This is a genomic window from Sulfitobacter aquimarinus (assembly GCF_040149565.1).
Lineage (GTDB): Bacteria > Pseudomonadota > Alphaproteobacteria > Rhodobacterales > Rhodobacteraceae > Sulfitobacter > Sulfitobacter aquimarinus.
On the sequence record NZ_JBEFLO010000003.1, the window covers coordinates 422,520 to 448,883 of the forward strand.

26 protein-coding genes are annotated in these 26,364 nt (G+C 59.7%); 9 read left to right on the forward strand and 17 right to left on the reverse strand.

The genetic code is table 11. The features are described from left to right. Nucleotides 1-138: 138 nt before the first annotated feature. From ABMC88_RS09100 to rbfA, 15 genes are all read right to left on the reverse strand, one after another. Complete coding sequence (locus ABMC88_RS09100; RefSeq protein ID WP_349576551.1) at nt 139-1,338, reverse strand: hypothetical protein; 1,200 nt, start codon at nt 1,336-1,338, stop codon at nt 139-141. Further along, a complete protein-coding gene (locus ABMC88_RS09105) occupies nt 1,338-2,171 on the reverse strand; it encodes an RIO2 family protein (RefSeq protein ID WP_349576552.1) in 834 nt (277 codons plus the stop codon). Before ABMC88_RS09105 ends, ABMC88_RS09100 begins: the two co-directional genes overlap by 1 nt. A gap of 81 nt (nt 2,172-2,252) precedes the next feature. Then, nucleotides 2,253-2,804 carry a L,D-transpeptidase gene (locus ABMC88_RS09110; protein ID WP_349576553.1) on the reverse strand — a complete coding sequence of 184 codons (552 nt, stop codon included), beginning with the start codon at nt 2,802-2,804 and terminating at the stop codon, nt 2,253-2,255. Nucleotides 2,805-3,172: 368 nt separating this feature from the next. Next, complete coding sequence (pnp, locus tag ABMC88_RS09115; RefSeq protein WP_349576627.1) at nt 3,173-5,305, reverse strand: polyribonucleotide nucleotidyltransferase; 2,133 nt, start codon at nt 5,303-5,305, stop codon at nt 3,173-3,175. Nucleotides 5,306-5,710: 405 nt separating this feature from the next. Next, nucleotides 5,711-6,286 (reverse strand): hypothetical protein, encoded by a 576-nt coding sequence (locus ABMC88_RS09120; RefSeq protein ID WP_349576554.1) that lies wholly within the window; start codon nt 6,284-6,286, stop codon nt 5,711-5,713. Between the two features lie 59 nt (nt 6,287-6,345). After that, a complete protein-coding gene (locus ABMC88_RS09125) occupies nt 6,346-6,759 on the reverse strand; it encodes a hypothetical protein (RefSeq protein ID WP_349576555.1) in 414 nt (137 codons plus the stop codon). Between the two features lie 45 nt (nt 6,760-6,804). Next, a complete protein-coding gene (locus tag ABMC88_RS09130) occupies nt 6,805-7,920 on the reverse strand; it encodes a serine/threonine protein kinase (RefSeq protein ID WP_349576556.1) in 1,116 nt (371 codons plus the stop codon). A 116-nt stretch (nt 7,921-8,036) separates the two neighbouring features. Beyond that, nucleotides 8,037-8,579, reverse strand: coding sequence for a helix-hairpin-helix domain-containing protein (locus ABMC88_RS09135; RefSeq protein ID WP_349576557.1), 543 nt, complete (start codon nt 8,577-8,579; stop codon nt 8,037-8,039). A gap of 52 nt (nt 8,580-8,631) precedes the next feature. Further along, entirely contained in the window at nt 8,632-10,659 is a 2,028-nt protein-coding gene (locus ABMC88_RS09140; protein ID WP_349576558.1) for an OmpA family protein, read from the reverse strand. 204 nt (nt 10,660-10,863) lie between these two features. After that, complete coding sequence (gene rpsO, locus ABMC88_RS09145) at nt 10,864-11,133, reverse strand: 30S ribosomal protein S15 (RefSeq protein WP_349576559.1); 270 nt, start codon at nt 11,131-11,133, stop codon at nt 10,864-10,866. Nucleotides 11,134-11,299: 166 nt separating this feature from the next. Continuing rightward, nucleotides 11,300-12,328 carry a calcium-binding protein gene (locus ABMC88_RS09150; RefSeq protein WP_349576560.1) on the reverse strand — a complete coding sequence of 343 codons (1,029 nt, stop codon included), beginning with the start codon at nt 12,326-12,328 and terminating at the stop codon, nt 11,300-11,302. 119 nt (nt 12,329-12,447) lie between these two features. Then, the gene (locus ABMC88_RS09155) at nt 12,448-12,969 is read right to left on the reverse strand and encodes a DUF1643 domain-containing protein (RefSeq protein ID WP_349576561.1); all 522 of its coding nucleotides are present in this window, start codon (nt 12,967-12,969) and stop codon (nt 12,448-12,450) included. Between the two features lie 4 nt (nt 12,970-12,973). Continuing rightward, nucleotides 12,974-13,885, reverse strand: coding sequence for a tRNA pseudouridine(55) synthase TruB (truB, locus tag ABMC88_RS09160; protein ID WP_349576562.1), 912 nt, complete (start codon nt 13,883-13,885; stop codon nt 12,974-12,976). Nucleotides 13,886-13,966: 81 nt separating this feature from the next. Next, complete coding sequence (locus ABMC88_RS09165) at nt 13,967-14,767, reverse strand: phosphodiester glycosidase family protein (RefSeq protein ID WP_349576628.1); 801 nt, start codon at nt 14,765-14,767, stop codon at nt 13,967-13,969. Next, on the reverse strand, nt 14,767-15,198 hold the full coding sequence (gene rbfA, locus ABMC88_RS09170) for a 30S ribosome-binding factor RbfA (RefSeq protein ID WP_349576563.1): 432 nt from the start codon (nt 15,196-15,198) through the stop codon (nt 14,767-14,769). Before rbfA ends, ABMC88_RS09165 begins: the two co-directional genes overlap by 1 nt. A gap of 87 nt (nt 15,199-15,285) precedes the next feature. Here rbfA and dapB point away from each other — a divergent pair, with 87 nt between their 5' ends. Continuing rightward, nucleotides 15,286-16,101: a 4-hydroxy-tetrahydrodipicolinate reductase gene (gene dapB / locus ABMC88_RS09175; RefSeq protein ID WP_349576629.1), complete on the forward strand. Its 816-nt coding sequence runs from the start codon at nt 15,286-15,288 to the stop codon at nt 16,099-16,101. Between the two features lie 77 nt (nt 16,102-16,178). After that, entirely contained in the window at nt 16,179-16,535 is a 357-nt protein-coding gene (locus tag ABMC88_RS09180) for a dihydrodipicolinate reductase (RefSeq protein WP_349576564.1), read from the forward strand. Nucleotides 16,536-16,625: 90 nt separating this feature from the next. Here ABMC88_RS09180 and ABMC88_RS09185 read toward each other — a convergent pair whose 3' ends face one another. Next, complete coding sequence (locus tag ABMC88_RS09185) at nt 16,626-16,829, reverse strand: DUF1674 domain-containing protein (RefSeq protein WP_349576630.1); 204 nt, start codon at nt 16,827-16,829, stop codon at nt 16,626-16,628. Nucleotides 16,830-16,932: 103 nt separating this feature from the next. Here ABMC88_RS09185 and ABMC88_RS09190 point away from each other — a divergent pair, with 103 nt between their 5' ends. Further along, nucleotides 16,933-18,204, forward strand: coding sequence for an RsmB/NOP family class I SAM-dependent RNA methyltransferase (locus tag ABMC88_RS09190; protein WP_349576565.1), 1,272 nt, complete (start codon nt 16,933-16,935; stop codon nt 18,202-18,204). A 6-nt stretch (nt 18,205-18,210) separates the two neighbouring features. Here ABMC88_RS09190 and ABMC88_RS09195 read toward each other — a convergent pair whose 3' ends face one another. After that, a complete protein-coding gene (locus ABMC88_RS09195; protein ID WP_349576566.1) occupies nt 18,211-18,966 on the reverse strand; it encodes a phosphate/phosphite/phosphonate ABC transporter substrate-binding protein in 756 nt (251 codons plus the stop codon). Nucleotides 18,967-19,134: 168 nt separating this feature from the next. Between ABMC88_RS09195 and ABMC88_RS09200 the strand changes: the two genes are divergently transcribed. From ABMC88_RS09200 to ABMC88_RS09225, 6 genes are all read left to right on the forward strand, one after another. Continuing rightward, nucleotides 19,135-20,889, forward strand: coding sequence for a heparinase II/III family protein (locus ABMC88_RS09200; RefSeq protein WP_349576567.1), 1,755 nt, complete (start codon nt 19,135-19,137; stop codon nt 20,887-20,889). A 17-nt stretch (nt 20,890-20,906) separates the two neighbouring features. Continuing rightward, the gene (gene purH / locus ABMC88_RS09205) at nt 20,907-22,493 is read left to right on the forward strand and encodes a bifunctional phosphoribosylaminoimidazolecarboxamide formyltransferase/IMP cyclohydrolase (protein ID WP_349576568.1); all 1,587 of its coding nucleotides are present in this window, start codon (nt 20,907-20,909) and stop codon (nt 22,491-22,493) included. A 15-nt stretch (nt 22,494-22,508) separates the two neighbouring features. Further along, on the forward strand, nt 22,509-23,021 hold the full coding sequence (gene lspA, locus ABMC88_RS09210; RefSeq protein ID WP_349576569.1) for a signal peptidase II: 513 nt from the start codon (nt 22,509-22,511) through the stop codon (nt 23,019-23,021). Between the two features lie 65 nt (nt 23,022-23,086). After that, entirely contained in the window at nt 23,087-23,590 is a 504-nt protein-coding gene (locus ABMC88_RS09215) for a DUF3035 domain-containing protein (RefSeq protein ID WP_349576570.1), read from the forward strand. Nucleotides 23,591-23,743: 153 nt separating this feature from the next. Continuing rightward, the gene (locus tag ABMC88_RS09220) at nt 23,744-25,042 is read left to right on the forward strand and encodes a M16 family metallopeptidase (RefSeq protein ID WP_349576631.1); all 1,299 of its coding nucleotides are present in this window, start codon (nt 23,744-23,746) and stop codon (nt 25,040-25,042) included. Continuing rightward, a complete protein-coding gene (locus ABMC88_RS09225; RefSeq protein ID WP_349576571.1) occupies nt 25,039-26,349 on the forward strand; it encodes a M16 family metallopeptidase in 1,311 nt (436 codons plus the stop codon). The genes ABMC88_RS09220 and ABMC88_RS09225 overlap by 4 nt, the downstream gene beginning before the upstream one ends. Nucleotides 26,350-26,364 lie beyond the last annotated feature (15 nt).

Here is a 26,364-nt window from a genome sequence, read left to right on the forward strand (position 1 = left end):
CGCTCCTTTTTGTTTCCGTTTGCGCCACTGTGTCACTGCGCCCTGCGACCTGCAAGGCGGGTATGGCAGTTGGATGCCGTTTGACGGAGGGTCGGATTTTCGGACCATGACCCAAAGATTGATGACGCGTTTGAGGTTTTAGGGGTGGTGACGCAAGTTGAGGAGGTAGCGCCCGATGTCGTCGCCCATCACGGCATGCAGCGTCTCGGCGGTTTCGGTGGGGTTGTCCGTGGCATGGACTGACGTTTGTGTTTCAGGGTCGCTTTGAGCTTTGCGCAGAGCCGATCTGACTTCGCGTTTGATCAAGACGTCGGTGTTGTGGATATGGGGATAGCGCTTTGCGATCTTTTCGGCGGACATGCCATCCGGCAATGGGCCGCGTTGGCTGCGTTCGCGGCACACGATAATATCGGTCGGCAGGATCGGATCAACGTGGCTTTTTTCATACCAGTTTCCGCCACGGGTAAGGCGCGACAGCGATGCGACCTCTGCACTGCTCAGCACGCGGGTATCGAGCACGTCAAAACGGGTCGAGATCATCTCGACGGCGAGGGCCTGATTTTGCGGGACGCGGGATTGCGAGCGCAGGACAAAAACGTAGATCCCCGCGACTTGATCCACCAGCGGCTGAAGCAACGCCTGATCATGCGCCATCAATGCGCGCAGGACGGCGTGCTTGCGGGGCCAGCGCACCATCAGATCGAGGGGCATGTTCCAGCGATGGGTGCGCAACAGCTCATGCACGGCTAGCAACGTCGTGTCCGCGCCGAGCTTTATGTCCGCACGGGCTGCAAGGCGCAAAAGCTCTGCCAGATAGTCACGCGCCGGCGAGGGGTTAGGGGTGATCCCGTCTATCCCTGTGGCGACGCCGCACGCGGTCCCTTTGTGATAAACCAGATGGTAGGCGAAGGAGAAAAATGCGTCCTTCACGTTTGGGACATAGAAAGGGTAGCCGTCGCGCACACGGCCCTCAAGTATGCCCGCAGCAAGGGCAGGGGTGAGGTAGGGCATGCGTGCGTAGGCGCTGCCGCGTTCTCCGTTGATTGAATAGAAATCACATTTCGCACGACCGGGCCGGGCCGAGGCTATGCGGTAAATGTCAGCGATCACATGCCGCCCGATCAGGTGGTCAACATCATGGGCATACGCCGCATCGCTTGCGCCCGCAAAGGGGACATCATCGGCCCATCTGAGCACGCAATAAGGAATGTCGGCGGCGTTCATCGCTGCGTAAAAGCCATGCACATCGCCGACTTTGAACCGTACCGTTTTATGCATACGGCGCGCCCTGAACAGGCGCAGGCGGTTTACTATTCTGGCGGCAAGGGTGTTCACCATCAGACCGCAACCTCGCTGAGGGCAAGCCGTTGTTTCACCTTGGCGCGGTTGGGCAGCAATGCGCGTGCGCGGGCGAGGTATTGCGCTGTATCGGGGTGGCTCAGGCCTGCATGTTGGGCCACCTCGGGCAGCCAGTCAGCGCTGAGTTCTGCGCGGTATTCCTCGGGTGCGAGACGAATAAAGTAGGCCGTGAGATATTCAAGAAGCCACGGCGCACGGGGCGCGGTAAAGCTGGCATATTGCCAGTCGATCACCTTGAGCGCACCTGTGGTGGTGTCCAACATGATATTCTCGTCCCGCAGGTCAATATGGTTTGCGCCCTTCTCGAACATTTCGACCAGAACAGGGGTCGCGTGGCGGGCAACCTCGCGGTAGCTGAGCTGACCCGCGAGGTAGAGGCTGCGCAGGTCGGTATAGCTGCCAAGGTACTGCTGCACGATGCCGGAACAGCAAACCAGACCTACATGCCGCTTCTCGATGAAACACAGCGGCTCTGGCACAGCAACGCCGAGTTCCTTTGCGCGCACTGTGTTCCAGAATTCGCGGTAGGCATATTTCGGGTGCCGCAGTTTCGATCCGATAAAGCTTAGCGGGAAGAGTTTAACCACCACAGTCTCGCGCGCGTCAGGGGTGCGGTAAATGAAGCGCTGACGGGCTTGTTTCAGCAGCGTTTGTGGCGCGATAAGTTCGGGCGCCGCAAAATCGGTCTGGGAGTCAAGCAAAGCAGGGTCATGAAACTCTTGCTTTGCCCAATAGAACTGCGTCCCGTCAGAGGCCGTGTCGCATCGCAATTGCGCCAGCCCCGCAGGATATTTTTGTGCCTTGGTCATCATGAACTCACCCGTGAATTCACGGGAAAGTTCCAGTTTTGGCGTGTCAAGTCAATGCGATACTCGGCCTTAGGCCAAGGGTGGCTAGTGCAGCACAACGCGGGTGCCGTTGGGCACACGGTCATACAGATCAATCACATGGGCGTTGATCATCCGCACACAGCCGTTCGAAACACGTGCCGCGACGGTCTGCGGTTTTGGCGTGCCGTGGATGCGCAGATATGTGTCGCGGTCCCCGCTATAGAGATAGAGCGCACGCGCGCCCAGCGGGTTCATGCCGCCGCCCTTCATGCCGCCTGCGTGTTTTGCATAGATATGCGGCTCACGGCGGATCATCGCTTTGGTCGGCGTCCAGCTGGGCCATTCGGCCTTGCGGCGAATGCGGAAGGTGCCGGATTTATAACGACCGCGTGTGCCGATCCCGACAGAGTAGCGGATGGCCTTGCCACCGGGCATGGTCCAGTAAAGGGCAAAATTGCCGGGGTCGACGTGAATCTCGTTGGGACGAAAGCGGTCCTTGATATCGACGATGCGTGGGCGCAGGTGGTTCGGCACCTGATATGCGGCGAGGGCGGGGCCTGCGGCAAGCGCAGCAGCGCCCGAAAGCAACAAGGTACGACGGTCAATAAATGACATGGCAGTGTCTCCAGATTTAAATGTTTCTCAAATACAACAAGCAGATTAGCCGAAAAGTTGCATGATCGTGAGTCTGGATTTCCACACTATGCAGGGGGCATGATACGGCGCAAGTCCGCGCGGGGCGTGCAAGTATATGAAATAACTGTATTAAATTTTCAACTTATCTGCGGAACTAACTGCAAATCTAGCACGTAAACCGCCGTCGCACTGTTTCGAATTCCTGCTAAAGTCCCGCAGTCATCCTTCGCTACGTTTCTAAAGCGGGATCAACAGGCCGAAAATATGCCCACTGATTCTCTGCATAAGACGCGAAAAAGGCCCCCGCGTTTCCACAGGGGCCAATGTCTTTTGAAAGGAAAAAAGACTTAGTCTTCTTTCTTCTCTTCTGTCACTTCTTCGCCGGTTTCCTGATCGACCACTTTCATGGACAGGCGTACCTTGCCGCGATCGTCAAAGCCCAAGAGCTTCACTTTCACTTCCTGACCTTCCTTCAGAACGTCTGAAGGGTGGTTCAGGCGGCGGTTTTCGATCTGGGACACGTGCACCAGACCGTCGCGCTTGCCGAAGAAGTTCACGAATGCGCCGAAGTCGACGATTTTCACGACCGTACCGGTATAGACCTTGCCCTCTTCAGGCTCGGCCACGATGGAGTGGATCATGTCATAGGCTTTCTTGATCGCTTCGCCGTTGGGCGACGCGATTTTGATGATGCCTTCGTCGTTGATGTCGACCTTTGCGCCCGACACTTCGACGATCTCGCGGATGACTTTACCGCCGGAACCGATCACTTCGCGGATTTTATCCGTGGGGATCTGCATGGTCTCGATGCGTGGTGCGTGGACACTGAATTCCTGAGCGCCCGAGATGGATTTGTTCATCTCGCCCAGAATGTGCAAACGGCCTGCTTTGGCTTGGGCCAAGGCTTTTTCCATGATCTCGGGCGTGATGCCTGCGATCTTGATGTCCATTTGCAGGGACGTGATGCCCGCCTCTGTACCGGCCACTTTAAAGTCCATGTCGCCAAGGTGGTCTTCGTCACCCAGGATGTCCGACAGGATCGCGTAGGAGCCGTCTTCTTCGAGGATCAGACCCATGGCAACACCGGCAACAGCGGATTTGAGCGGCACGCCCGCATCCATCATCGACAGGGAGCCACCACAAACGGACGCCATGGAGGACGAGCCGTTGGATTCGGTGATCTCGGAGACCAGACGAATGGTGTAGGGGAAGTCTGTCGCGGCGGGCAGAACGGCCTGAAGGGCGCGCCATGCAAGTTTACCGTGACCGATTTCGCGGCGACCCGGAGGACCAACGCGACCAACTTCACCAACCGAGTAGGGTGGGAAGTTATAGTGCAGCAGGAAGTTGGATTTGAAGTTGCCGTGCAGCGCGTCGATGAACTGCTCGTCGTCGCCTGTGCCCAGTGTGGTCACGACCAAGCCTTGCGTCTCGCCGCGTGTAAACAGGGCAGAGCCGTGTGTGCGGGGCAGGATGCCGGTTTGGGATACGATGTCGCGGATCTCGTCCGTCTTGCGACCGTCGATACGCACGCCGGTTTTCACAACGTCACCGCGCAGGATGGAGGCTTCAAGACCCTTCATCGCGGAACCGAGGTTTGCATCGGCCTGCTGCTCTTCGGACAGGGCTGCCATGATCGTCTCACGTGCGGCGGCAACAGCGGCGGTGCGCTCTTGCTTGTCACCGATTGCGAAAGCGGCACGCATTTCTTTCTCGCCCGCTTTTTTCACAGCAGCAGAGAGGTCGGAGTAGTCAACAGGCTGGAAGTCAAACGGCTCTTTCGCGGCTGTTTCGGCCAGATCGATGATCAGGTCGATAACCGGCTGGATCTGCTCATGCGCGAACTTCACCGCACCCAGCATTTCTTCTTCCGACAGCTCGTATGCTTCGGATTCAACCATCATCACGGCGTCTTTGGTGCCTGCAACGACAAGGTCCAGACGCTGGTCAGGGTTGTTCTTGAGGTCCTGCATGTCGTCGATTTCAGGGTTCAGGATGTAATCGCCACCCTCATAGCCCACGCGGCACGCGGCAATTGGACCCATGAACGGCGCGCCGGAAATGGTTAGCGCGGCAGAGGCGGCGATCATCGCAACCATATCGGGATCGTTAACCAGATCGTGTGACAGAACGGTACACATCACCAGTACTTCGTTTTTGAAGCCGGGGACGAACAGCGGGCGGATCGGACGGTCGATCAGACGGCTTGTCAGCGTTTCTTTTTCAGTAGGACGCGCTTCGCGTTTGAAAAAGCCACCGGGGATTTTACCCGCAGCGTAATATTTCTCGTTGTAGTGCACGGTCAGTGGGAAAAAGTCCTGACCCGGCTTTTGCTTGCGCGCGAATGTCACGTTCGCCATCACGGATGTCTCGCCATATGTGGCGATGACGGAACCGTCGGCTTGGCGCGCAACTTTCCCTGTTTCCAGTGTGAGCGTCTCTTCGCCCCACTGCATGCATTTTTTAACTTCGTTAAACATCATCGTTTCCTTGTTGGCCCCCAACATCTTTGGGCGGCCCTTTGCATAGAGGGCGTATTCCCTCTGACCCCTGTTTTGCACGCCTATGCTGGGGACTTGGCACAAGCGCGTCGATGTGTGGGGCTGTACATGAGATTGGGGAGGATGGGAAGGGAGGGGGAAGTGTGATCACGTTTAGCGTGAGTAGCCATTTCTTCTTTGCGGACGAAGCTGCCATTCTCGGTAGTAGTCACAATGAAAAGGTAACGTCACATCGCTTGAACGCTACAAATGGGCCCATGACAGTTACGATCCGAACAGGGCAGCAATCTGACGTTCCAGCTTGTTTGGCTATCATGTATGCAGTTTAATTGGCCACACTTTCTCAACGTCGAAAATTCTATATTCACGACTAGCACAAAATGGTTATGTTTCGTGGGCAGCAGTATCGATAAAGAAACCAATTGGAGTGGTTAATAGAAACGCTCCAAGCAAATGCAATCCCTGCGTTTTTTCCCAAAACCAATCGACGACAATAACGTTCCACGAGAGGTTCCACATATCACCTAGTAAAAAAATGGTGTCCCATGATCCAGAGGAAATGAAGAAATTATAGATTAGATCCATGGCTACTACAGGAATTGTAAGCGCTATCGATAGCACAACTGCAACGTAGGTTACTAACAGCTTGAAAAGCGCGAAAAAGACTTCTGCTAAAAACAAAAAAACGTCTTCAATGTCATCAAAATTTATATCGCCAATAAAGTCTTTCCCTGTCACGAATACAGTAACGCCGATCAGCAATGATATGACCTGGACGACGCGGAGGGCCACTTTAATATCCATCTTTTCATCCTGCCAGCCATGATAAGAAAACCTTATATGGCGTCTGTAGCCTAGTAAAGTTACGATTTTGCATTGGGCTCTTCTTCCGTTTTGACTGTCAAGTGTATCAAGTAAAGGACCACAAATTTGATACACTTGTTCACCCAGTGCAGCCATTCGTACTCATTGCAGCATCGGTCACTTCAAGCTCGAAGCTGCCGTTTGCTGCGAGGCAGCTATTTCGCGGGAAAGGCTTGTCTAGATTTAGCTAACACTTCAACCAACCCACGCAAAAATCCGTCCGCCGTCACATCAATCAGCGCCTTGCCTTCAATGTCTTGCAATATAAACGGCGCAGGTTCGATCTTTTCCAGCTCGCGCAGGCTTTTACCGCCGCCGTGTTTAAGCACATTGGCGGCGAGGTAGTAGGTGTAGACGGTTTGGGCCAACTCCGCGTGACCCTCCGCCGCCAGCTTACTGCGCAGTTTCACAAAGAACGGGCCGCGGGCGAAGTTGTGTTGCAGGCGCGCTTCAAAGGCCGAGACGGTCTCGACCACCATCGCTTCGATCTGGTCGGGGGTGGCGGTCGGGTCATTCGCAAGCGCTTGGGCGTTGGCGAGAAGTTGGTCGACGTTGGGCGTATCGGTCATGGCGTGGTCCTTCAGGGTCAGAGTTCACGCCATGACTGGCGCGGTTTATTTAGAGAGGCTCGGGAAGTAATCTTCGCACACGCCTTCGCGGTAGACGTCTGCCGTGCAGCAGTGCAGGCCGCCGCCGAACGCGTAAGCATCGCGCAGTTCGACCTCGACCACTTCCATGCCAAGTTTGTCCATCTGCTCGGCCTGATAGACCTCGGATTTCTCGACGCAGACGGTTTTGGGGTCCAGCACCAGCACGTTCATGCTGAGCCAAGTGGAGCTATAGCACAGCGGCGGGGGTGTGTTATGTGCAGGTGTTGCGGCGTCTACGATTTCCCAGCCATTGTCGTTGTACATCTTGCGCTGCTCTTCGGGCAGGCGACGGTGCGGGTTGTTCAGGATCAACCCCGGGCGCAGGGGCGTGAACGTCGCGTCGATGTGAATGGGGTAGGGATCACCGGGGAAGTTGACCGTGTGCACACGGTGATCGGGGAAGTGGCGGCGCAGCCATTCGATACCCTTGAGGTTCGTCGTGAACCCGTGCTGCACAACCAGATCGCGGCCAAAACGCAGCACATCGGCGGCGTCAAACAGTGGCTCTTCTTCGGTGGTGACAAAGAATTTCTTGGCCGCCCATTCAAGACGTTTTGTGTCGCCGATTTTATCGCTGAGGTAATCGGGGTGGTAATCCGCATCCGTCAGGCGCGGCTTGGGCGCGCTTTCGTGGCGAAAGTTGGGGTCTTCGTCGAAATACTGCTGCATGAGGGGGCGATAGTTCAGGTATTCGAACCAACGGCAGCGATAGGACATCGTCGCCTCCAACATCTCACTGCCGACCGTCAGCAGCACGTCACGCGGCGGCATACAGCCGAACTGGCTCTCGGTGTGAAAGTCAGGCGTGGTGGCGGGCACAGAGTGGTCGATGGGGGTCGGACGGTCCACGCGCACGCCGCGCTTTTCCAGCATCGCGGCAAAGTTATCCAGCAGCTCGTTGGCGCGGTCGATGGTTTCTTGTGGGCGGCGGCCCCACTGGCCGCGCATATCGCTGTCCTCGGGGACTTTTGCGTCCAGCGCGGGTTCTTCCGGCGGGATGTGGCAATCATCGGCGCGGCCAACGATCACATGTTTCAGCGGGTCCCACTCGTTCCAGCTGTTTACAATCGTCTTGGACATGGCGCGCACCCTTTCCGCAAAATAAGATCGGCCAAGGCTTAGGCGCAAAATGCACGCTGCGCAAAGAAAAAGAGCGGACCCCAAGGCCCGCTCTGATCTGTCGTATGTGGGGTGGTTTAGCCGCGTGCCAGCACTTTGGCCTGCGGCTGCCATTTGTCGCGTGTGACGCGGCCTTTGAACCCTTCAAGGTTGTCGTCAACCCACGCGACCTCGGCCGCGGTCCAGTTGGCGATCTGGTCAAAGTGGTAGTAGCCCAGATTGTGCAACATGCCTTCCATTTTCGGACCAACACCGTGGATCAGCTGAAGCTCGTCTGCGGTGCCGCCACGGGGGGCGGACAGGCCTTCGGGCTTGCTGGCTTCTTTGACTTCCACAGGGGCTGCTTCGGCGACAGGTGCCGCTTCTACTGCGGGGGCTGGGGCCACGACAGGTGCGGCGGCAACAGATGCGGCACGCGGTGCATCAGCGGCGGCCTCAAGGCGGGCGGTCTTCATGTTGCAGGTCTCAAGATCGCTGCGCAGGCGGCTGTTTTCGGCACGCATTGCGTCAATCTCGTCGCCTGTGGGTTTGCCATAGCGCCACAGCAGCCAGCCCAACAGCAGACCCAGAAGGAAGGCAACAAGCAGGTAGAGGAACATTTGTGTCAAAAGATAAGTCATAGTGGTTTCCCTGAACTTTTATATTTTTAGGAGTATGTGGAGCGGGCGCGGATCAGCGCGCCTGCCATTCAAACGAGATGCGGCGGTTTGCCTGACGGCCCTCACGGGTCTCATTGTCGCCGATGGGCTGCGCTTCGCCGAACCCGATGGGGTTGAGTGTATCCGCAGGCACACCGCGATCCGTCATGAACCGGGCAACCGCTTGGGCGCGAAGTTCGCTCAGCGACTGGTTGCTGGTATCCGAGCCTTGGCTGTCGGTGTGACCGCCAATTTCCACGGCCAGCCCACTGTCGGCACAGGCCAGCGCAATACCGGTCAACCGCTCTAGCGTTTCCACAGATGTGCTGCGGATGTTGGCCGTCCCACTGGAGAAGTTGATCTGTGCGTTTTGCAAAATCTCGCCGGCGCGGGCGCCACATTGTGCAGCGATCTGCGATGCGTTGCCTGTGTTGTCCGCTGTGGTGGTCGCAGCAGAAGCAGCGGCCTGAAGGTCGGCAATTGTCGCGTCCCGTTCTTCGACCATCGCGGTCAGCGTGCCAACCTCGGCGGCCATCTCGTCGCCTTTGGCTTGCAGGGTTGCGACCTGATCCGTCAAAGTCGCGATTTGGGCTGTGGTTTCTGCGGCAGCACCGGCTTGGGCGGTAAGGCCCTCAACCTGCGCCATTGCAGCTGTCTTTGCTTCGGTGGCTTCGGCAAGATCACCCTCAAGCCCGGCGATGGCGGTATCGCGTGCTGCGATATCCGCCGTCAGCGTATCGACCTGCGCGTTTGCTGTTTCCAGCGCGCCATTGGCTGTGGCCAGATCGCCCTGAAGCCCTGCGATGGTGGTGTCGCGTGCTGCGACATCTGCCGTCAACGTGTCGATCGTGCCTGTCTGCTCGGCAATCTGCGCGCGCAAGGCGGCGTCTTCCTGCTGGCCTGCATTCATCGACGTGGTTTGCGTTGCAAGCTGGTCCGTCAGATCGGCGACTTCGCCGTTCAGACCTTCGATTGTTGCATCGCGTTCGGCCACTTGTGCCTGTGCGTCCGACAGTTCTCCGCGCAGCGTTGATGTGCTGGATTGCGTATCGTTCAAACTTGCCCGCAGGTTGTCCAGATCGGTCAATGCGGTGTCCCGCTCGGCGGTGACCGCCGCGACGGATTGCTTGAGCGTGTCACGTTCCCCGGTCAGACCTGTTACGGTCTCGGATAGGACGCCACGCGTTGCATTCACGCTTTCCAGTTGTGCGGCCAGCGCGTCGCGTTCCGCAATTACATCAGCGGTGGTTGCGTCGCCCTGGTCCAGTGCCGCGTCGCGTGACAGGGTCATTGCCGTCAAGGACGTGGACAGGGTGTCCCGCTCGGAAGTGAGGCCCGCGATGGTTTCATCACGTGCGGCCACGTCGCCCGTCAGCGTTTCAACCTGACCCTTCAGGTCCGAGACGTCAGCGTTGAGCGTTCCCAGCTGTGCCGTCAAATCCGATTGCACGGTCGGAGCAGATACAAACGATTGCCAGCCAGCGCGGTCCGCCAAAGGCGCGTTCACTGCGGCGACATCGCCATTTGTTGTGCCGGACAATGTGTAGTTGTCGGGCGTCACGGACAATGCACCAGACGACAGCGCGGCCATCTGCGCCAGACCAAGGCCAGCCTCTTCTGTCCACGCACCTTCGGCTGCGCCGACTGTCATCGCGTCGGTAACGCTTCCATCGGTGCCTTTCGTCGCCGCTTCAAGAAGGGCAGTGCGGGCTTCCTCGGAGGGAACTGCACCGGTCAGCGTGATACCGTCCGCCGATTTCACGGCCTTCAGGAAGCCGCCGCCATCGCGCAGGGTCAGCCCGTCGATGGGGCCCAATGCGCCGTAGGTGTCATTGGCGGTGTCCAGATAGGCATCCTCGGTGGCGGCGTCATAGACAACACCGCTGAGGGTGACATGGCGGCCGTCGACATCAATCTCGATGTCTTTGGCGTTTGCTTCGGTCAGGTCTTCTGTGACCCGCTTTGTAATATCCGCCTGGATGGTCTCTGATTTGAACCAAAGCGCGGAATAGAATGTCAGTAGCGTGAACAACAGCACGCCCGCGATTAATAGTGATCTCATGGATCTCTCCCTTTTTTATGGGGATCACTGTTGTTGATCCGGATTGATTAACAAAGGAGAAAAAGCGACAAGAGGTATCAGTTTAGAGTTGTAAATGAACATTTTTGCACGCTTGGGTTGTGAAATGCAAAAAACCGCGCTCTTTCGGGAAAGAACGCGGTTTATCTGTAAGACCTTGCGACTGGGTCGCAGGGCAGCCAGCGCTTAGCGGCGCAGGCCCAAACGTTTGATCAGGTCTTGGTAACGGGCAACATCTTTGGACTTAACATAGTCCAGAAGCTTGCGGCGCGTTGCGACCATTTTCAGCAGACCACGGCGGCCGTGGTTGTCTTTTTTGTGGGTCTTGAAGTGCTCTGTCAGGGTCGCGATCCGCGAGCTGAGCACAGCAACCTGCACTTCTGGGGAACCGGTATCGCCGTCTTTGGCGCCGAATTCTTTCATGATGCGGGTTTTTTCTTCTTTTGTAATCGACATCGGGGTCTCCTTTTCAAAAGGTTAGTGTGATGGCGCAGGCCGGGATGTCGTCCAGCACAGGCCCATGGAGGAATCGCCAGCGTTGCACCAGCGATGGGGGCGTATAGGCAGATCTTTCAAAGATGGCAAAGGAATACTGCGCTCGGGCGGGCAGGCGCGTTTCGCTCTAGACGTCGGACAGGCCGAACTGGGTTGCCGTGCTCAGCGGGATCAGGGCGATATCGCCAGGCAGGATGTCCGTGCCGTTGACCGATGCTACGACTTGCCCGTTGAGGAATACAAGCGTGTTCCCGTCGCTTTCAGGATCATCGGAAAGCGCGACCTGCGGCTCGTCGCTGTCGGGGGCACTGTCATCCCAGACCAGCACAAGGCTGTCGTCGCTGGGGGTGTAATCCATGATTTCGGCAGTCTCGCCTGTGGCAAGCCAGTCGCCCAGAACAATCTCATCCGCGCCGTCACCTGCGGTGACAATGTCGCCACTGCCGACAAGGATGCTGTCATCACCGCCGCCGCCGTTCAAAAAATCGGCCTCGTCGTCGTCGCCGCCATTGGCGTTGCGCATCAGGCCGCTGACAACATCATCGCCCCAGCCGCCAAATAGGATGTCGGCCCCCAAGCCGCCGACCAGCGTGTCATGGTCCAACCCGCCATGCAGCGTATCGGCCCCGATGCCCCCTTCGACAAGGTCATCACCGGCAGAGCCTTGCATGACATCGTCGCCCGATCCACCAAACATACGGTCATTGGCGTTGTGGCCAAACAGTTCGTCATTGGCAGCACCGCCGCGCAAAATATCTGCACCATCCTGACCGTGCAGCGTGTCATTGCCCGCAGCGCCGTTCAGGGTGTCATTACCCGCATCGCCGCGCAGCTCGTCGTTGCCATCGCCACCGTCCAAACGGTCAGCGCCATCCAGCCCCCTGATCCTGTCGTTGCTGTCATCGCCTGCCAGAAAATCATCATCATCGCTGCCGTCGGTCAGGGTGACGGCATCTGCCTCATCCACGCTAAGCGGGGAAAGCGAGATCGCATCGTCGCCACCGCGCGGATCATAATCAAGGTCAAACCCTGCCTCGTCTTCGTCCAAACCCTGAAAGTTCGACGCAAAATCCGGATTGAGCGGGACATTATCGACAGAGTCATCTTCATCGTCAGAGGACTGCGGCTCCATAAAGGAGACTGTGCCGACAGCCATCAGCCCCATTAAGCCCGCTAACCATAACATAAGAGGGAATCCATTCGTAAAATTCTATTTGATCCTACAGATTAAGCACAGATTTGTCCTGAGTCGTCAAAACACTACTGCCAAAAAGGTTAATGGCCCGTGTCATTTGCCCATACTTGCGGTTGTGCGCTGTAAGGAAGATACAGCGGATGGCGCGGGTGGCCTTCTTTGGTCAGGCCAAGGTGATGGAGCGCGTGGCCTGCCTGTCGCAAGCGGGCAGCGGTGATTGGTCCTTGGTCACGGTGCGCGCCATGCACGCCCCACGCGGCAATGACGGTATCCGCCCAAGCGGCCGCATCTTTCAGCGCCTTTTCGTTGTCGGGCCCTGCGGGATCGGCGGCAGTGCGCATCACACGGGGGTCTGTGGCGCGAATGGCAAAAATATTGGCCGCGCAAAACCCGCCAAAGCCCAAGCGGCGGGCGCGTTGCTCGCACCGTTCGATTGTCGGGTCGTTATGCATTTCGGTCGCCGTGGACGGGTTGAGCATGATGAACGCAAGCCGCGGCGCGGCCTCATTCCATACCCGCGTGAGGCTATAGCGGTAAACCTCACAATCCGAATACACGGCGACCGAGGGCGCATCCCCTTTGGTATGGGTCCGCGTGATCACGTCGTCAGCTGGCGGTGTTGAACACGCGTGAGGGGTGCAATTCACCTGCCTTGTAGGTGCCCACGGCGACGGCCTGACCATCATGTGCGGCCCAACATTCGTCACCATATTCCACGTCCGTGGCAAAAACCATGCCAGGGTTGCCGTTGCGCAGCTTTTGCGCTCCTTCCGTGCTGGCGGTGACCTGCGGCAGATCGGCAAGGCCCAGCTCTAGCGGGCCAAGATGCGCGTCAAGCTCGGGGGATTTCGCCATCTCCTCCACCTGCGCCAGCGTGACCGCATCGGCGGCGTCAAAGGGGCCGGACCATGTGCGGCGCAATTCACGCACGTGACCCTTGCAGCCCAGAACATCGCCCAGATCCCGCGCGATCGAGCGGACATACCCGCCCTTGCCGCAAACCATCTCAAGCGTGACATGGTCGGCATCGGGACGGTCCAGCAGGATCAGGCTTTGCACAAACAGGGGGCGGGCGGCAATTTCCATCTCTTCCCCGTCGCGGGCGCGTTTGTAGGCGCGTTCCCCGTCGATTTTCACGGCCGAGAACTGCGGTGGCACCTGTTCGATGTCGCCGACAAAACCATTGAGGGCTTCCTTGATCGTCGCCTCGTCGGGGCGCAGGTCAGAGGTGGCGATGACCTCGCCCTCGGCATCATCGGTGTTGGTGGCAGCGCCCAGACGGACGGTGAATTCATAGGCTTTGAGGGCGTCGGTGATGAAGGGCACGGTTTTGGTGGCCTCGCCCAATGCGATGGCCAGAACGCCCGTGGCTTCGGGGTCCAGCGTGCCGGCGTGGCCCGCTTTGCGGGCGTCAAAGGCCCAGCGGACTTTGTTGACCACCGCGGTCGAGGTCGGCCCTGCGGGTTTGTCGATCACGACCCAGCCGGAAATATCGCGCCCTTTGCGTCTGCGTGCCATGTGCTGCCTTCTGAAATATTGTGTGTCGGGGTATGGTGGGCGCCGTTTTGCAGATTGCGCGGGCGGGCGCAACGGGGCGTTTTACTCTTCTTTGTCTTCAATGCCGTCTTGTTCGGCTTCCGTGGCTGCGGGTTCTTTCGGTGGCAATCCTTCGACCACCCCAAGGATCGGCCCCAGCGCGCCAAAGCCGATGTCGTTGCGCCCCAGCGCAGGGGCGCGCAGCCGCGATACATTGCCATCAAAGTAAAGCGCATTGCGCAGGCCCAGATGATCGCGGAAGACACTGGCGAATGCGTGGAAGGTGACAGGACTGTTCGAGATCACAAAGCTGGCGATCTGCCCGTCATCACTGGTGCCGACGCCGTTGCGCACAAACCGCGACGTCGAGTTGGGCAGGAAGCGGGGGTGCAGCTCTCCGTCGATGACCAGCATGGGGCCGGATTGCGTAGCGTTGGGGCAATCGATTTTGTCTTCGACATAGCGCAGTGTTTCGATCACATCGACGCGGTCCTCGCGCAGGCAGAAAACACCATTGGGCAGCAGCCCGAAATTACCCGGACCTGCGCGGGTGATCACGCTTTGAACGGTTTCTCCGTCTTCGATATACAGACCAACGGGCGCGCGGTCGTCGTGGTACATGCCTGCATTGGTGGCAAAGCCAAGCGACAAACCTTTGTTCTTCAGTGCCGTGTTCAGCGTGCCGAAGTAGCCATAAGGCCGCGTGCCTTCCTCATCGTACAAAAACAATTGCAGGGCATCGCGGGACAGGTCGACATCGCAGATCGCGTATTCGACATCTTTGTAAACCTCTTCGCGGCACTCGGCTGCGGCAGCAGGCTGCGCCAGCACAGCGGCCAGACAGGCAAGGGCCGCACGGTACATCACGCAGTGGTATCCGGCGGCTCGGCCGCGTCATCCGGGGCATCCGCATCGCGGCGCACCACGTCTTGCGCCAACATGCGCCGTGTCTCGTCCATCTGGTCAAAGGTGCGGTCCAGCTGGAACCGCAGCTCGGGCGAGAATTTGAGCGTCAGCTTTTTCGCGACCAGCTTGCGGATTTCGTGTTTGTTGCGGCCAAGGATCTTGAGCACATCGTCCTGCCCGATCCCGCCCAGTGGCAGCACATAAGCAGTCGCCACCTTTAGGTCATTGGAGGTGACCACCTCACCTACGGTGATGGACATGCGCCCCAGATCAGGGTCGTGCACATCGCCCCGCGCCAGAACTTCGCTCAGCGCACGGCGAATCGTCTCGCCGACGCGCAGTTGTCTTTGGGTGGGGCCAGCGCCGCCATGGGATTTGTTCTTTGCCATATGCCCCATCTAAGCGGTCTGAACTTCTTTGCCAACCGCCTGCGCGCAGGCTACACCGCTGGCAACGGTAAAACAGGAGACAGCGCCATGCCACAATCAACGCGGATCACGGTGACAGGGGTTTCGGGACGAATGGGCCAAATGCTGGTGCAACAGGTCGCGGCCCACCCCGATACACATCTCGTTGGGGCGTTGGAACGGGCCGGCCACGACTGGATCGGTCGCGATCTGGGCGAGGCAATGGGCGGGGCTGCAAATGGTGTCGTGGTGACATCGGATGCGGCGCAGGCGTTGGCGCAGGCCGATGCGGTGATCGATTTCACCGCGCCCCTTGCAACGATCGGCTTTGCGCAAGCCGCGGCAAAGGCGGGCATTGTGCATGTCATCGGCACCACCGGCATGACCGAGGCCGAGATTGCGCAACTGCGCACCCCTGCCGAGAGTGCGGTGATCGTGCGGGCCGGCAACATGAGCCTCGGCGTCAATCTGCTGACCCTGCTGACCCGCAAGGTGGCGGCCGCGCTGGATGAGGATTTCGACATTGAGATCATCGAATCGCATCACAATCAAAAAGTGGACGCGCCTTCCGGAACGGCTCTGATGCTGGGCGAGGCGGCTGCCGAAGGGCGCGGTGTGGCGTTGAACGACGTAAGCGATTCGGGCCGTGACGGCATCACAGGTGTGCGCAAACGCGGCGACATTGGTTTTTCTGCGATTCGGGGTGGGGACATTGTGGGCGAACACGATGTGATGTTTGCCGGAGCGGGAGAGCGTATCATCCTGCGTCACATCGCGTCAGACCGTGGGCTGTTTGCACGCGGTGCGCTGAAGGCGGCGCTGTGGGGGCAGGGGCGTGACGCTGGCGAATATGACATGCTGGATGTGCTGGGCTTGGCGGACTGACGGCTGGCGGGGTTTTCGGAATGGGAACCAAAACGCTTCCTCACGCGTATTGGTTCTATAGTCTGGAGAAAATTGCCATGAAACGTTTTGCCCCGCTCGTCGCCGTATTGGCGATTGTAACAGCATCCCCCGCCGCCGCGGAGTTTACCAAGGTGGACAGTGCAGCTGCGTTCAAGACGCTGGTGGCGGGCAAGACCCTGTCGCGCCCACTGGTCCGCCTGAAGGTGAGCCCGAATGGTAGCATCTCTGGCCGTGGTGCTACATGGGATGTGTCGGGCAACTGGACGTGGAAAAACGGCTATTTTTGCCGAAGCCTTGAATGGGGCGGCGACGATCTGGGCTATAATTGTCAGGAAGTCACCACGCAGGGCAATAAAATCCGCTTCACATCTGATCAGGGTCAGGGCGAAAGCGCCGACTTTTCTTTGCGGTGATACCTTAGGCGCGGGCGGGGGCAAAATTTCGCAGAAATTTTGTGCACAGAGTTTCGACGAAACTCTGCCCCTCCAATGCAAGCGGTGCGGTTAGAAGTCGACCGCGATCCCCTTCTTTTCCCAGTCGCCAAAGCGCACAGGCTCGGGGCCTTCTCTTCCGCCCAACTCTGGCGGCAGGTTCAGCAATTTCTCCGCTGCTCTGCGTTCTTCGGCCTCTGCCAGGGCCCTGATTGCAGCCGCTGGCAGCTCCTTTTTCTCATCAGTGATTTGCTCAGCTTCGGCATTTGTAGCCATTTCTGGGGTATCGGACATGCTGGCTCCTTTGGTAACTGCCCCTTGATATACGGCGCGCTATGTCCCAGACAACCGCCAGACAGCCAATAAAGAAAGCGACATCATGTCCGACACCGGCGTAGCGGCGCGTAAGTCTGCGGTTTATCTTCTGGATGAGATCCTCGGTGAGGGGAAGCTTATGTCCGAACTTCTGGGCGCAGGCGTGCTGGACAAGCTGCCCGCCGATGACCGTGCCCGCGCGCAACGGCTGGCGCAGGATACATTGCGCGGGCTGGAGCGCGCCGACCGTATCTTGCAAAAGCATTTGAACAAATACCCCCCCCTCACCGTGCGCAATGCGCTCCGTGTGGGCACGGTCGAGCTGTGTACAGGCGGGGCCGCGCACGGTGTCGTGAACGCAATGGTCACGCTGGTTTCAGGCCACAAACACCTGAGCCACCTCAAAGGTCTGGTCAACGCTGTCTTGCGCAAAGTCGCCGCCGAAGGCCCCGACGCATGGACCGCCCGCCGCGCCCCGCGCCTGCCCAAATGGCTGCGCGGTCCGCTGGTCGAGGCATGGGGCGCCGAAGCCATCGCCGCGATCGAGACTGCCCATTTCAAAGGCGCACCGCTGGACCTGAGCGCCAAAGGCGATGCCGCCGAACTGGCCACCCGTCTTGAGGCGACGCTGCTGCCAACAGGCTCCGTGCGCCATTACGGCGGTGGTCAGGTTTCCGCAATGGAAGGCTTTGCCGAGGGCGACTGGTGGGTGCAGGACGCCGCCGCCGCTTTGCCCGCGATCATACTGGACGCCCAAGAAGGCGAGGTCGTGCTGGATCTTTGCGCTGCACCGGGCGGCAAGACCATGCAATTGGCCACAACAGGGGCCGAGGTCCGCGCCGTGGACGACAACCATTCGCGGATGCAGCGCGTCAAAGAGAACCTTGCCCGCACGGGGCTGACCGCCCGTACCTTCATCAAGGACGCCCGCCAGTTCAAGGGCGAGTTCGACGCCATCCTGCTCGACGCGCCTTGCTCGGCCACGGGCACAATCCGCCGCCACCCCGATCTGCCCCACGCCAAAGACGGCTCTGACTTTGGCGCGTTGATCGCGTTGCAGGAAGAATTGCTCGACCATGCGTGGTCCTTGCTGAAACCCGGCGGGCGGATGGTGTTCTGCACCTGTAGCCTGCTGCCCGACGAGGGCGAAGTGCAAATCGACGAAGCGCTGGAGCGGCATAGCGATATGGTCGTGGACCGCGACGCGCTTGCCCGTGACGGCATTGATCCCGAATGGATATCCTCCGAAGGCGGCCTGCGTCTGCGCCCCGATTTCTGGGCCGAGCAGGGCGGCATGGACGGGTTCTATATCGTGTGCCTGCGCAAATCCGCCTAAGCGAAGCTAGCCCCACGCCTCGGGCGGCGGGGTCGGCACTGCCATGTAATCGCGGTGCGGTATCTCGACGACCCCCTTGATGTCGAGCGTGGCCAAGTCGGCCGATGGCATATCGTCCAGCGCCAGCCGCAAACAGGCCCGCACGGTTGCGGCGTCCTGTGCCGCCCCTGTGATGAAAGGCAAAGCGGGCGTTGGCTCTGTCCACGCCAGCACGCGCAGTTGATCGGTAAAGGCCTCGAACCTTTGGATCAGCCGCCAGGTCTGTGCATCAATGGCGGCAATGTCGGCCAGCCCGTCCGCCACCATACGGGCCGAATTCAAATGCCCGCCGCTTTCAACGCGGGTGGGAAACCAAAAGCCGAAAGGCGCAACATGGGCATAGATCGACGCGAAACCTGATTGTGAATGCGCCATATTATAAGCCAACCGCGCCAAGGCGAACTGGTCCAGTGTCCTACGGGCGTCATCGGCGTGTATAATAATGGCAGAGCGGTAATAGCCGTTCGGGCATCCCTCCAGCCCGTAGTCAGGCGTTGCGATCAGGCGCACCTTGCCGTGCAGCCGCGTGCGGTAGGGCATCCCGCAGGTCTGGCTGAACACTAGCTCGGGATCTTCCCATAGTTCAACCTCTGATCCCGCCTGGCGCAGATTTTTGGGTGCTTTTATGCCTTGGGCGGTCAGCCTTGCGTGCAAGCACGACCATAGCTGCGCGTGCGCGGAATCCAGCTCGGGGCGGGCGTACATGATCATCGATGCGGTCATCTCGCAAATCTGCACCGCGCCGGATCACGGGGCAAGCCCCCCCCAAATCGCGCAAAACCTGTCAGCAGTGATGCGCTTTGCGCTAGGCTGGCTTCAAAAGTCGGTGACTTCGCCTGCCTGCTGCGTTAACATATCCGAAACGCCAGCAGAGCGTGTAAGGCAGAGCACATGAATAAGTTTCCACAGTTGCGCGCGCAAAGTACGCGCTTTTTAAACCGTATGCACGCCCGTCTTGCGACACGCGGGCGCGGACAGGCGCGTGGATTTGTCTCCTCGCCCGAGCCGCGCACGATCGGGTCCTTTGCCCGCGGTCGCCAACTGGCGGCGGGGAACTTTCTGTTTGCGGGCAGCCTGATCACCGCCCCCGACCAAACGCCGTGGCAGATTGAAGCCCCCGACAGCGCCTTTGCAGAAAGCTTGCACGGGTTTGCGTGGCTCGACGATCTGGCGGCGGTGGGCGATATGGCCTCGCGCAAGGCGGCGCAGCGGTGGCTGTGGGACTGGATCGATGCCTATGGCGCGGGGCGCGGCCCCGGGTGGACGCCTGACCTGACGGGTCGGCGGCTGATCCGCTGGATCAACCACGCGCTATTTATGTTGCAAGCGGGCGGCGACAACGCCCCCGACAGCGAGGTCTTCTACCGCTCGCTCATGCAGCAGACGAATTTCCTGTCTAAACGCTGGCACGCTGCCGCACCGGGATTGGCGCGGTTCGAGGCGCTGACGGGCCTGATCTATGCAGGGCTGTCGTTGGAAGGGTTGGAGGCGCTGGCCGATCCCGCGATCAAGGCGCTGGCCCGTGAATGCGAAGCACAAATTGATGATCAAGGCGGGCTGCCCACCCGCAACCCCGAAGAACTACTGGACGTCTTCACCTTGCTCACTTGGGCCGCCGCGGCCCTGTCGGACGCAGGGCGCGGCACGCCGCAACCGCATCTGGCCGCGATTGAGCGGATCGCCCCCACCTTGCGCACCCTGCGCCATTCCGATGGTGGGCTTGCGCGGTTCCATGGCGGCGGGCGCGGGGCCGAAGGTTGGCTGGACCATGCACTTGCCTCCTCGGGAGTGCGCAGTATGCAGCCTGACGGGTTGTCGATGGGCTATGCCCGTTTGTCGGCGGGGCGCACCAGTGTAATTATTGACGCAAGTCCTCCTCCGGGCGGGGCGGCGTCGGCCAATGCCCATGCCTCGACCCTCGCGTTCGAGCTGACCTCGGGGCGGCGTCCGCTGATCGTGAACTGCGGCTCCGGCGCGTCTTTCGGGCTGGACTGGCGGCGCGCGGGGCGTGCCACGCCGTCGCATTCCGCGCTAAGCCTTGGGGGATACTCCAGTGCGCGTCTGGACGGGGCAGACCGCCGCACAGGCATCGAGGCGCTGATTGACGGCCCGACCCATGTGCCGGTCGAGATTGCGCCCGTCAGTGACGGTATGAAGTTTCAGGGCGGGCACGACGGCTATGTCCTGACCCACGGCCTGACCCATGCCCGCACGCTTGAGCTGACCCACGACGGCCGCGCTGTCGCGGGCGAAGACATGCTGCTGGCGATGGAGGACGCTGAAAAGCGCCGCTTTGACCGCGCATTGGACCGCACCAAGCTGAAGGGCATCCGCTTTGAAATCCGCTTTCACCTGCACCCCGAGGTCGACGCGACACTCGATCTGGGGGGCGCGGCCGTTTCAATGGCGCTCAAATCCGGCGAAATCTGGGTGTTTCGCCATGACGGCACCACCGAACTGACCCTGGAGGCCGGCGCCTATCTTGAGACGACACGGCTGAAACCGCGTGCATCACAGCAGATTGTTTTGACCGGACGTGCGATAAATCCCGCCAGTCGGGTACGCTGGTCCTTGTCCAAAGCGCAGGAAACTGCGATTGGCGTGCGTGATCTGGAACGGGATGATCCGTTCCTTGAGGATGACTAAGCACAAGGAGCCCTGCCATGGCTGATCTCGCCCCCGTTAAACGCGCCCTACTTTCTGTGTCCGACAAAACCGGACTTGTTGAATTTGGCCAAGCTCTCGCCGCTGCGGGTGTTGAGCTACTCTCGACCGGTGGGACCGCAAAGGCGCTGCGCGAGGCGGGGTTGGATGTGAAAGACGTGGCCGAGGTGACGGGCTTTCCCGAGATGATGGATGGCCGCGTCAAGACGCTGCACCCTGTGGTGCATGGCGGCCTGCTGGCGCTGCGCGATAACGAAGGCCACGTCGCCTCGATGGAAGAACACGGGATCGGTGGTATCGATCTGGTGGTTGTGAACCTCTATCCGTTTGAAGAAACCGTGGCCAAAGGCGCGGAATACGCCGAGGTGATCGAGAATATCGACATTGGCGGCCCTGCCATGATCCGCTCTGCCGCGAAGAACCACGGTTTTGTCAGCGTGATCGTCGATGTGGAAGACTACGCGCCCTATATCGCAGAGTTGCAGGCCAACGAGGGCCAGACGACATATGCAATGCGTCAGCGTCTGGCCCAGACGGCCTATGCCCGCACGGCGGCCTATGACACGGCTGTTAGCACGTGGATGGCCGATGCTGTGGGCGGCACACCGCGCCGCCGCACCTTTGGCGGTACGCTGACGCAGACGCTGCGCTATGGTGAGAACCCGCACCAGAACGCGGCCTTCTACACCGATGGCAGCAGCCGCGCAGGTGTGGCCACGGCCAAACAGCATCAGGGCAAAGAGCTGTCCTATAACAACATCAACGACACCGATGCCGCGTTTGAGCTGGTGTCCGAGTTCGACCCCGCAAACGGCCCCGCCGTCGCGATCATCAAACACGCCAACCCGTGTGGTGTGGCCACAGGGGCGACCATGGCCGAGGCCTACGCTCGCGCGTTTGACTGTGACCGCACATCAGCATTCGGCGGGATCATCGCGCTGAACCAGACGCTGGACGCTGCGACTGCCGAGGCGATCACGGGCATCTTCACCGAAGTTGTGATTGCGCCCAACGCGGATGCCGATGCGATTGCGATCTTCGAGAAAAAGAAAAACCTGCGCTTGCTCACCACGGGCGGCTTGGCTGACCCGACTGCCGCACGGCTTGCCCCGCGTCAGGTGTCTGGCGGCTGGCTGGTACAGGACCGCGATGTAGGGCGGATCAGCATGGACGACCTGAAGGTCGTGACCAAACGCCAGCCAACCGATCAAGAGCTGAGCGATATGCTGTTTGCATGGACCGTGGCGAAACACGTTAAATCCAACGCGATCATCTACGTCAAAGACGGTGCAACCGTCGGCGTGGGCGCAGGTCAAATGAGCCGCGTTGACAGCACACGCATCGCGGCCCGCAAAGCGGTGGATATGGCCGAGGCAATGGGCCTGCCCGCGCCGCTGACCCAAGGGTCGGTTGTGGCGTCCGATGCGTTTTTCCCCTTTGCCGACGGTCTGGTCACTGCTGCCGAGGCGGGGGCCACCGCGCTGATCCAGCCCGGCGGCTCGATGCGCGACGACGAAGTGATCGCGGCAGCAGACGAGGCCGGTCTGGCGATGGTCTTTACCGGCATGCGCCACTTCCGGCACTAATAGGAGCCAGCCTCGATGCGGATGATCTTTTGGGCAGGCTTTGTGGCTTTTGCGATCGACCAGATCAGCAAATATGTGGTGATCCACATGATGGAGCTTGCCCGCATCCGCAGCATCGACGTGCTGCCGCCCCTGATCAACTTTCGCTATGGCGAAAACCGCGGCATCAACTTTGGCCTGTTTGGTGACGGGTCCGAGGCAAGCCGTTGGATTCTAATCGGGCTGGCAGCCGTGATCTGTATCGCGGTGCTTTGGTGGGCGCGCAAAAACGTGCATTCGGTCTGGGCGCAGATCAGCACGGGCCTGTTGGTCGGGGGCGCGCTGGCCAATGTGGTGGATCGCCTGATCTATGGCTATGTGCTTGATTTCCTGAACATGTCTTGTTGCGGGATCAATAATCCGTTTGTGTTCAATATTGCCGATGTCTTTATCTTTGCAGGCGCGATTGGTCTGGTTATCTTCACAGATGATTCAGGAGCAAAGCCGCCGAAGCGCGGCCGCAGTGGCTCACGTAGCGGGCGTGCCTGAAAAAGCTGGGTGACAATGCGCCCCAGCCTGCGATATTGAGGGCTAGGACTGGTCTGGAGGCCTTGATGCGTAAACTTGCTTTGATGATTGTTTTGCCCCTGCTGATGGCAGGTTGTGCGAACGTGGGGCTGCGCGATCTACAAAGCGACTCGGCCGGGCCCGATGACTTTAGCATCAAACCTGTTGAGGCCTTGGCAGAGCCTGCCAATTTCACCGATTTGCCTGCCCCGACACCGAATGGCGTAAACCGCGCTGATCGCTCGGCCTTGGCCGAAGGGGTGCAAGCATTCGGGGGACGCAAGGGTGATCCAAACGCCGCCGTGCCTGCACGCGACGGGGCGTTGGTGCGTCACACAAGCCGATTGGGCGTGGTCGCGGGCATCCGTGATGATTTGGCGCAGACCGATGCCGACTTCCGCCGCCGCAAGGCGCGGTTCACCCAGTACCGGATTGTGCCTGTGGATCGCTACAATCAGGCCTACCGCCGACAGGCGCTGGATGCCGACGCAGAGCAAGCCCGTTGGCGCCGTGCAGGTGCGCGCACGCCCTCCGCGCCGCCTTCGAACTGAACCGATATTACAAGTCTGTGATAAAGCGCCGCGTGGGTTGAACCTTTGCGCGGGTGGCGTACCTATTGTGGGGAACGTCCCGCTGTTGATCCAATGAAAAGGACCCGCCTTATGCTGCGATACGCCAAATCCCTGATTGCGGCCGCCGTGCTGATGCCCGCCATCGCCACGGCCGAAACAAGCGGAAAAGTGACCGACTTCATGCTTGATAATGGCATGCAGGTTGTCGTCGTCGAAGACCACCGCGCCCCCGTCGTGCAACATATGCTGTGGTACCGCGCAGGGTCAGCGGATGAACCGAAGGGATCGTCCGGCGTGGCGCACTTCCTTGAGCATCTGTTGTTCAAAGCGACCGACAAGCTGGAGGCGGGTGAGCTGTCGGCCACGGTTGCAGCCAACGGCGGGCGCGACAATGCCTTTACCAGCTATGACTACACCGCCTATTTTCAGCGCATCGCCGCGGACCGTCTGGAGCTGATGATGACGATGGAGGCGGACAGGATGAAGAACATCCGCCTGACCCCCGAAAACATCGCGACCGAGCGTGACGTCATCATCGAAGAACGCAACCAGCGCACCGAGAACAACCCCCAGGCTTTGTTTGGCGAGCAGATCAACGCGGCCCAATACCTCAACCATCGCTACGGTGTGCCCATCATTGGCTGGATGCACGAGATGGAGGAGCTGGACCTTGAGGACGCGCTGAGCTTTTACGAGCTATATTATTCGCCCAACAATGCGATCCTTGTTGTGTCGGGTGATGTGACGCCCGACGAGGTGCGCACTCTGGCCGAGAAACACTATGGCCCGATCCCGCGCAACCCCGACCTGCCCGAGCGTTTGCGCACAGAAGAGCCGCGCCACAACGCCGAACGCCGCGTGATTTTCCGCGATGCGCGGGTGGCACAGCCTTATGTGTCGCGCAGCTATCTGGTGCCTGAACGCGACAGCGGCGCGCAGGAAACTGCCGCCGCCCTGACCATTCTGGCCGAGATTCTGGGCGGGGGGACAACGTCCTATCTGGCCGAGAAGCTGCAATTCGACACGCAAACCGCGACTTATACGGCGGCGTGGTATTCGGGCGTGTCGCTGGATGACAGCACCTTCCGCATGATCGTCGTGCCCTCCGATGGCATCACCCTTCAGGACGGCGAGGCGGCGCTGGACCAAGCCATTGCTGATTTCCTTGAAGCCGGTGTCGACGCCGAGCAGTTGGAGAGGATCAAGTTCCAGATCCGCGCCTCCGAGATTTATGCGCAGGACAACGTGGACGCGATTGCCAACCGGTATGGCCGTGCGCTGACCTCGGGGCTGACCATCGAAGACGTGCAGGCCTGGCCCGATGTGTTGGATGCCGTCACCGCCGAAGACATTATGCAAGCCGCTACATTGCTGCGCCGCGAGGCGTCGGTCACCGGCTGGCTCATGCGCCCAGAGGGAGAAACCCAATGATCCGTTTTGCAACCGCCCTGTTCCTTGGTGCCGCCGCAGCCCTGCCTGCCCGCGCGGAAGTGGATATTCAATCCGTGACCTCCGATGGTGGCATCACCGCGTGGTTGGTGGAAGAGCATTCGCTGCCGTTTGTCGCCTTGGAGATCGCCTTTCGCGGCGGCACCTCGCTGGATGCCGTGGACAAGCGCGGCGCGGTCAATCTGATGACTGGATTGCTGGAGGAAGGTTCCGGCGATCTGGGGGCACGCGGCTTTGCCCGCGCAACCGAGGCTTTGGCAACCAGCTTTAGCTTTGATGCGAACGCGCAAGAGATGTCGATCTCGGCCCGCTTTTTGACCGAGAATTTCGATGCTTCTGTCGCCTTACTGCGTGACGCGATTCAGGCGCCGCGTTTTGACGAGGCCGACATTGAACGGGTCCGCGCACAAGTGCTGTCTGGGTTGTCGTTTGCTGCCAAAGACCCCAATGAAATCGCCTCCAAAACCTTTGCCGCGATGGCATACGGCGACCACCCGTACGGCACCGCTGAGGAAGGCACCCCCGAAAGCGTCGCCGCGCTGACGCGTGATGATTTGCTGGAGGCGCATAAAAATGTGCTGGTCCGCGACCGCGTGTTGGTTGGGGCGGTGGGCGACATCACGCCAGAACAGTTGGGGGAGTTGCTGGACGTGCTGCTGAGCGATCTGCCAGAGTCAGGCCCGATGATGCCTCCGAAAGTCGAGCCGATGATCGAAGGCGGCACCACCGTTGTCGATTTCGAGACGCCGCAATCGGTAGCCCTGTTTGGCCAGCGCGGCATTGCGTTGGATGACCCTGACTATTTCGCAGCCGTTTTGCTGAATCAGGTATTGGGCGGAGGCTCGTTCGAGAGCCGTTTGATGCAGGAGGTCCGTGAAAAGCGCGGGCTGACCTATGGTGTCTATTCTTACCTCGCCTCCCGCGATCTTGCGAATGCCTTTATGGGGCAGGTCAGCTCTGGCAACGACCGGATCGGAGAGGCGATTTCGGTGATTAGAGACGAATGGCGGCGTGCGGCCTCCGAAGGGATTACAGCGCAGGAATTGCAGGACGCCAAGACCTATCTGACGGGCGCCTATCCGCTGCGGTTTGACGGGAACGGGACGATTGCGGGTATTCTGGTCGGGATGCAGCTGATCAATCTGGACATCGACTATGTCAAAACGCGCAATGAGCGGGTTGAGAAGGTAACCTTGGACGATGTGCGCCGTGTGGCGGGGGAACTGATGGACCCTGACGGGTTGCATTTCGTTGTTGTGGGCAAACCTGTCGGCGTTGTGTCCGAGTGATCTGTTGCTGTCTAT

Coding starts and splice junctions, on each gene's coding strand:
- ABMC88_RS09100 (WP_349576551.1), bottom strand. CDS start 1,338: ATGGTGAACACCCTTGCCGCCAGAATAGTAAACCGCCTGCGCCTGTTC.
- ABMC88_RS09105 (WP_349576552.1), bottom strand. CDS start 2,171: ATGATGACCAAGGCACAAAAATATCCTGCGGGGCTGGCGCAATTGCGA.
- ABMC88_RS09110 (WP_349576553.1), bottom strand. CDS start 2,804: ATGTCATTTATTGACCGTCGTACCTTGTTGCTTTCGGGCGCTGCTGCG.
- pnp (WP_349576627.1), bottom strand. CDS start 5,305: ATGTTTAACGAAGTTAAAAAATGCATGCAGTGGGGCGAAGAGACGCTC.
- ABMC88_RS09120 (WP_349576554.1), bottom strand. CDS start 6,286: ATGGCTGCACTGGGTGAACAAGTGTATCAAATTTGTGGTCCTTTACTT.
- ABMC88_RS09125 (WP_349576555.1), bottom strand. CDS start 6,759: ATGACCGATACGCCCAACGTCGACCAACTTCTCGCCAACGCCCAAGCG.
- ABMC88_RS09130 (WP_349576556.1), bottom strand. CDS start 7,920: ATGTCCAAGACGATTGTAAACAGCTGGAACGAGTGGGACCCGCTGAAA.
- ABMC88_RS09135 (WP_349576557.1), bottom strand. CDS start 8,579: ATGACTTATCTTTTGACACAAATGTTCCTCTACCTGCTTGTTGCCTTC.
- ABMC88_RS09140 (WP_349576558.1), bottom strand. CDS start 10,659: ATGAGATCACTATTAATCGCGGGCGTGCTGTTGTTCACGCTACTGACA.
- rpsO (WP_349576559.1), bottom strand. CDS start 11,133: ATGTCGATTACAAAAGAAGAAAAAACCCGCATCATGAAAGAATTCGGC.
- ABMC88_RS09150 (WP_349576560.1), bottom strand. CDS start 12,328: ATGGCTGTCGGCACAGTCTCCTTTATGGAGCCGCAGTCCTCTGACGAT.
- truB (WP_349576562.1), bottom strand. CDS start 13,885: ATGGCACGCAGACGCAAAGGGCGCGATATTTCCGGCTGGGTCGTGATC.
- ABMC88_RS09165 (WP_349576628.1), bottom strand. CDS start 14,767: ATGTACCGTGCGGCCCTTGCCTGTCTGGCCGCTGTGCTGGCGCAGCCT.
- rbfA (WP_349576563.1), bottom strand. CDS start 15,198: ATGGCAAAGAACAAATCCCATGGCGGCGCTGGCCCCACCCAAAGACAA.
- dapB (WP_349576629.1), top strand. CDS start 15,286: ATGCCACAATCAACGCGGATCACGGTGACAGGGGTTTCGGGACGAATG.
- ABMC88_RS09180 (WP_349576564.1), top strand. CDS start 16,179: ATGAAACGTTTTGCCCCGCTCGTCGCCGTATTGGCGATTGTAACAGCA.
- ABMC88_RS09185 (WP_349576630.1), bottom strand. CDS start 16,829: ATGGCTACAAATGCCGAAGCTGAGCAAATCACTGATGAGAAAAAGGAG.
- ABMC88_RS09190 (WP_349576565.1), top strand. CDS start 16,933: ATGTCCGACACCGGCGTAGCGGCGCGTAAGTCTGCGGTTTATCTTCTG.
- ABMC88_RS09195 (WP_349576566.1), bottom strand. CDS start 18,966: ATGACCGCATCGATGATCATGTACGCCCGCCCCGAGCTGGATTCCGCG.
- ABMC88_RS09200 (WP_349576567.1), top strand. CDS start 19,135: ATGAATAAGTTTCCACAGTTGCGCGCGCAAAGTACGCGCTTTTTAAAC.
- purH (WP_349576568.1), top strand. CDS start 20,907: ATGGCTGATCTCGCCCCCGTTAAACGCGCCCTACTTTCTGTGTCCGAC.
- lspA (WP_349576569.1), top strand. CDS start 22,509: ATGCGGATGATCTTTTGGGCAGGCTTTGTGGCTTTTGCGATCGACCAG.
- ABMC88_RS09215 (WP_349576570.1), top strand. CDS start 23,087: ATGCGTAAACTTGCTTTGATGATTGTTTTGCCCCTGCTGATGGCAGGT.
- ABMC88_RS09220 (WP_349576631.1), top strand. CDS start 23,744: ATGCCCGCCATCGCCACGGCCGAAACAAGCGGAAAAGTGACCGACTTC.
- ABMC88_RS09225 (WP_349576571.1), top strand. CDS start 25,039: ATGATCCGTTTTGCAACCGCCCTGTTCCTTGGTGCCGCCGCAGCCCTG.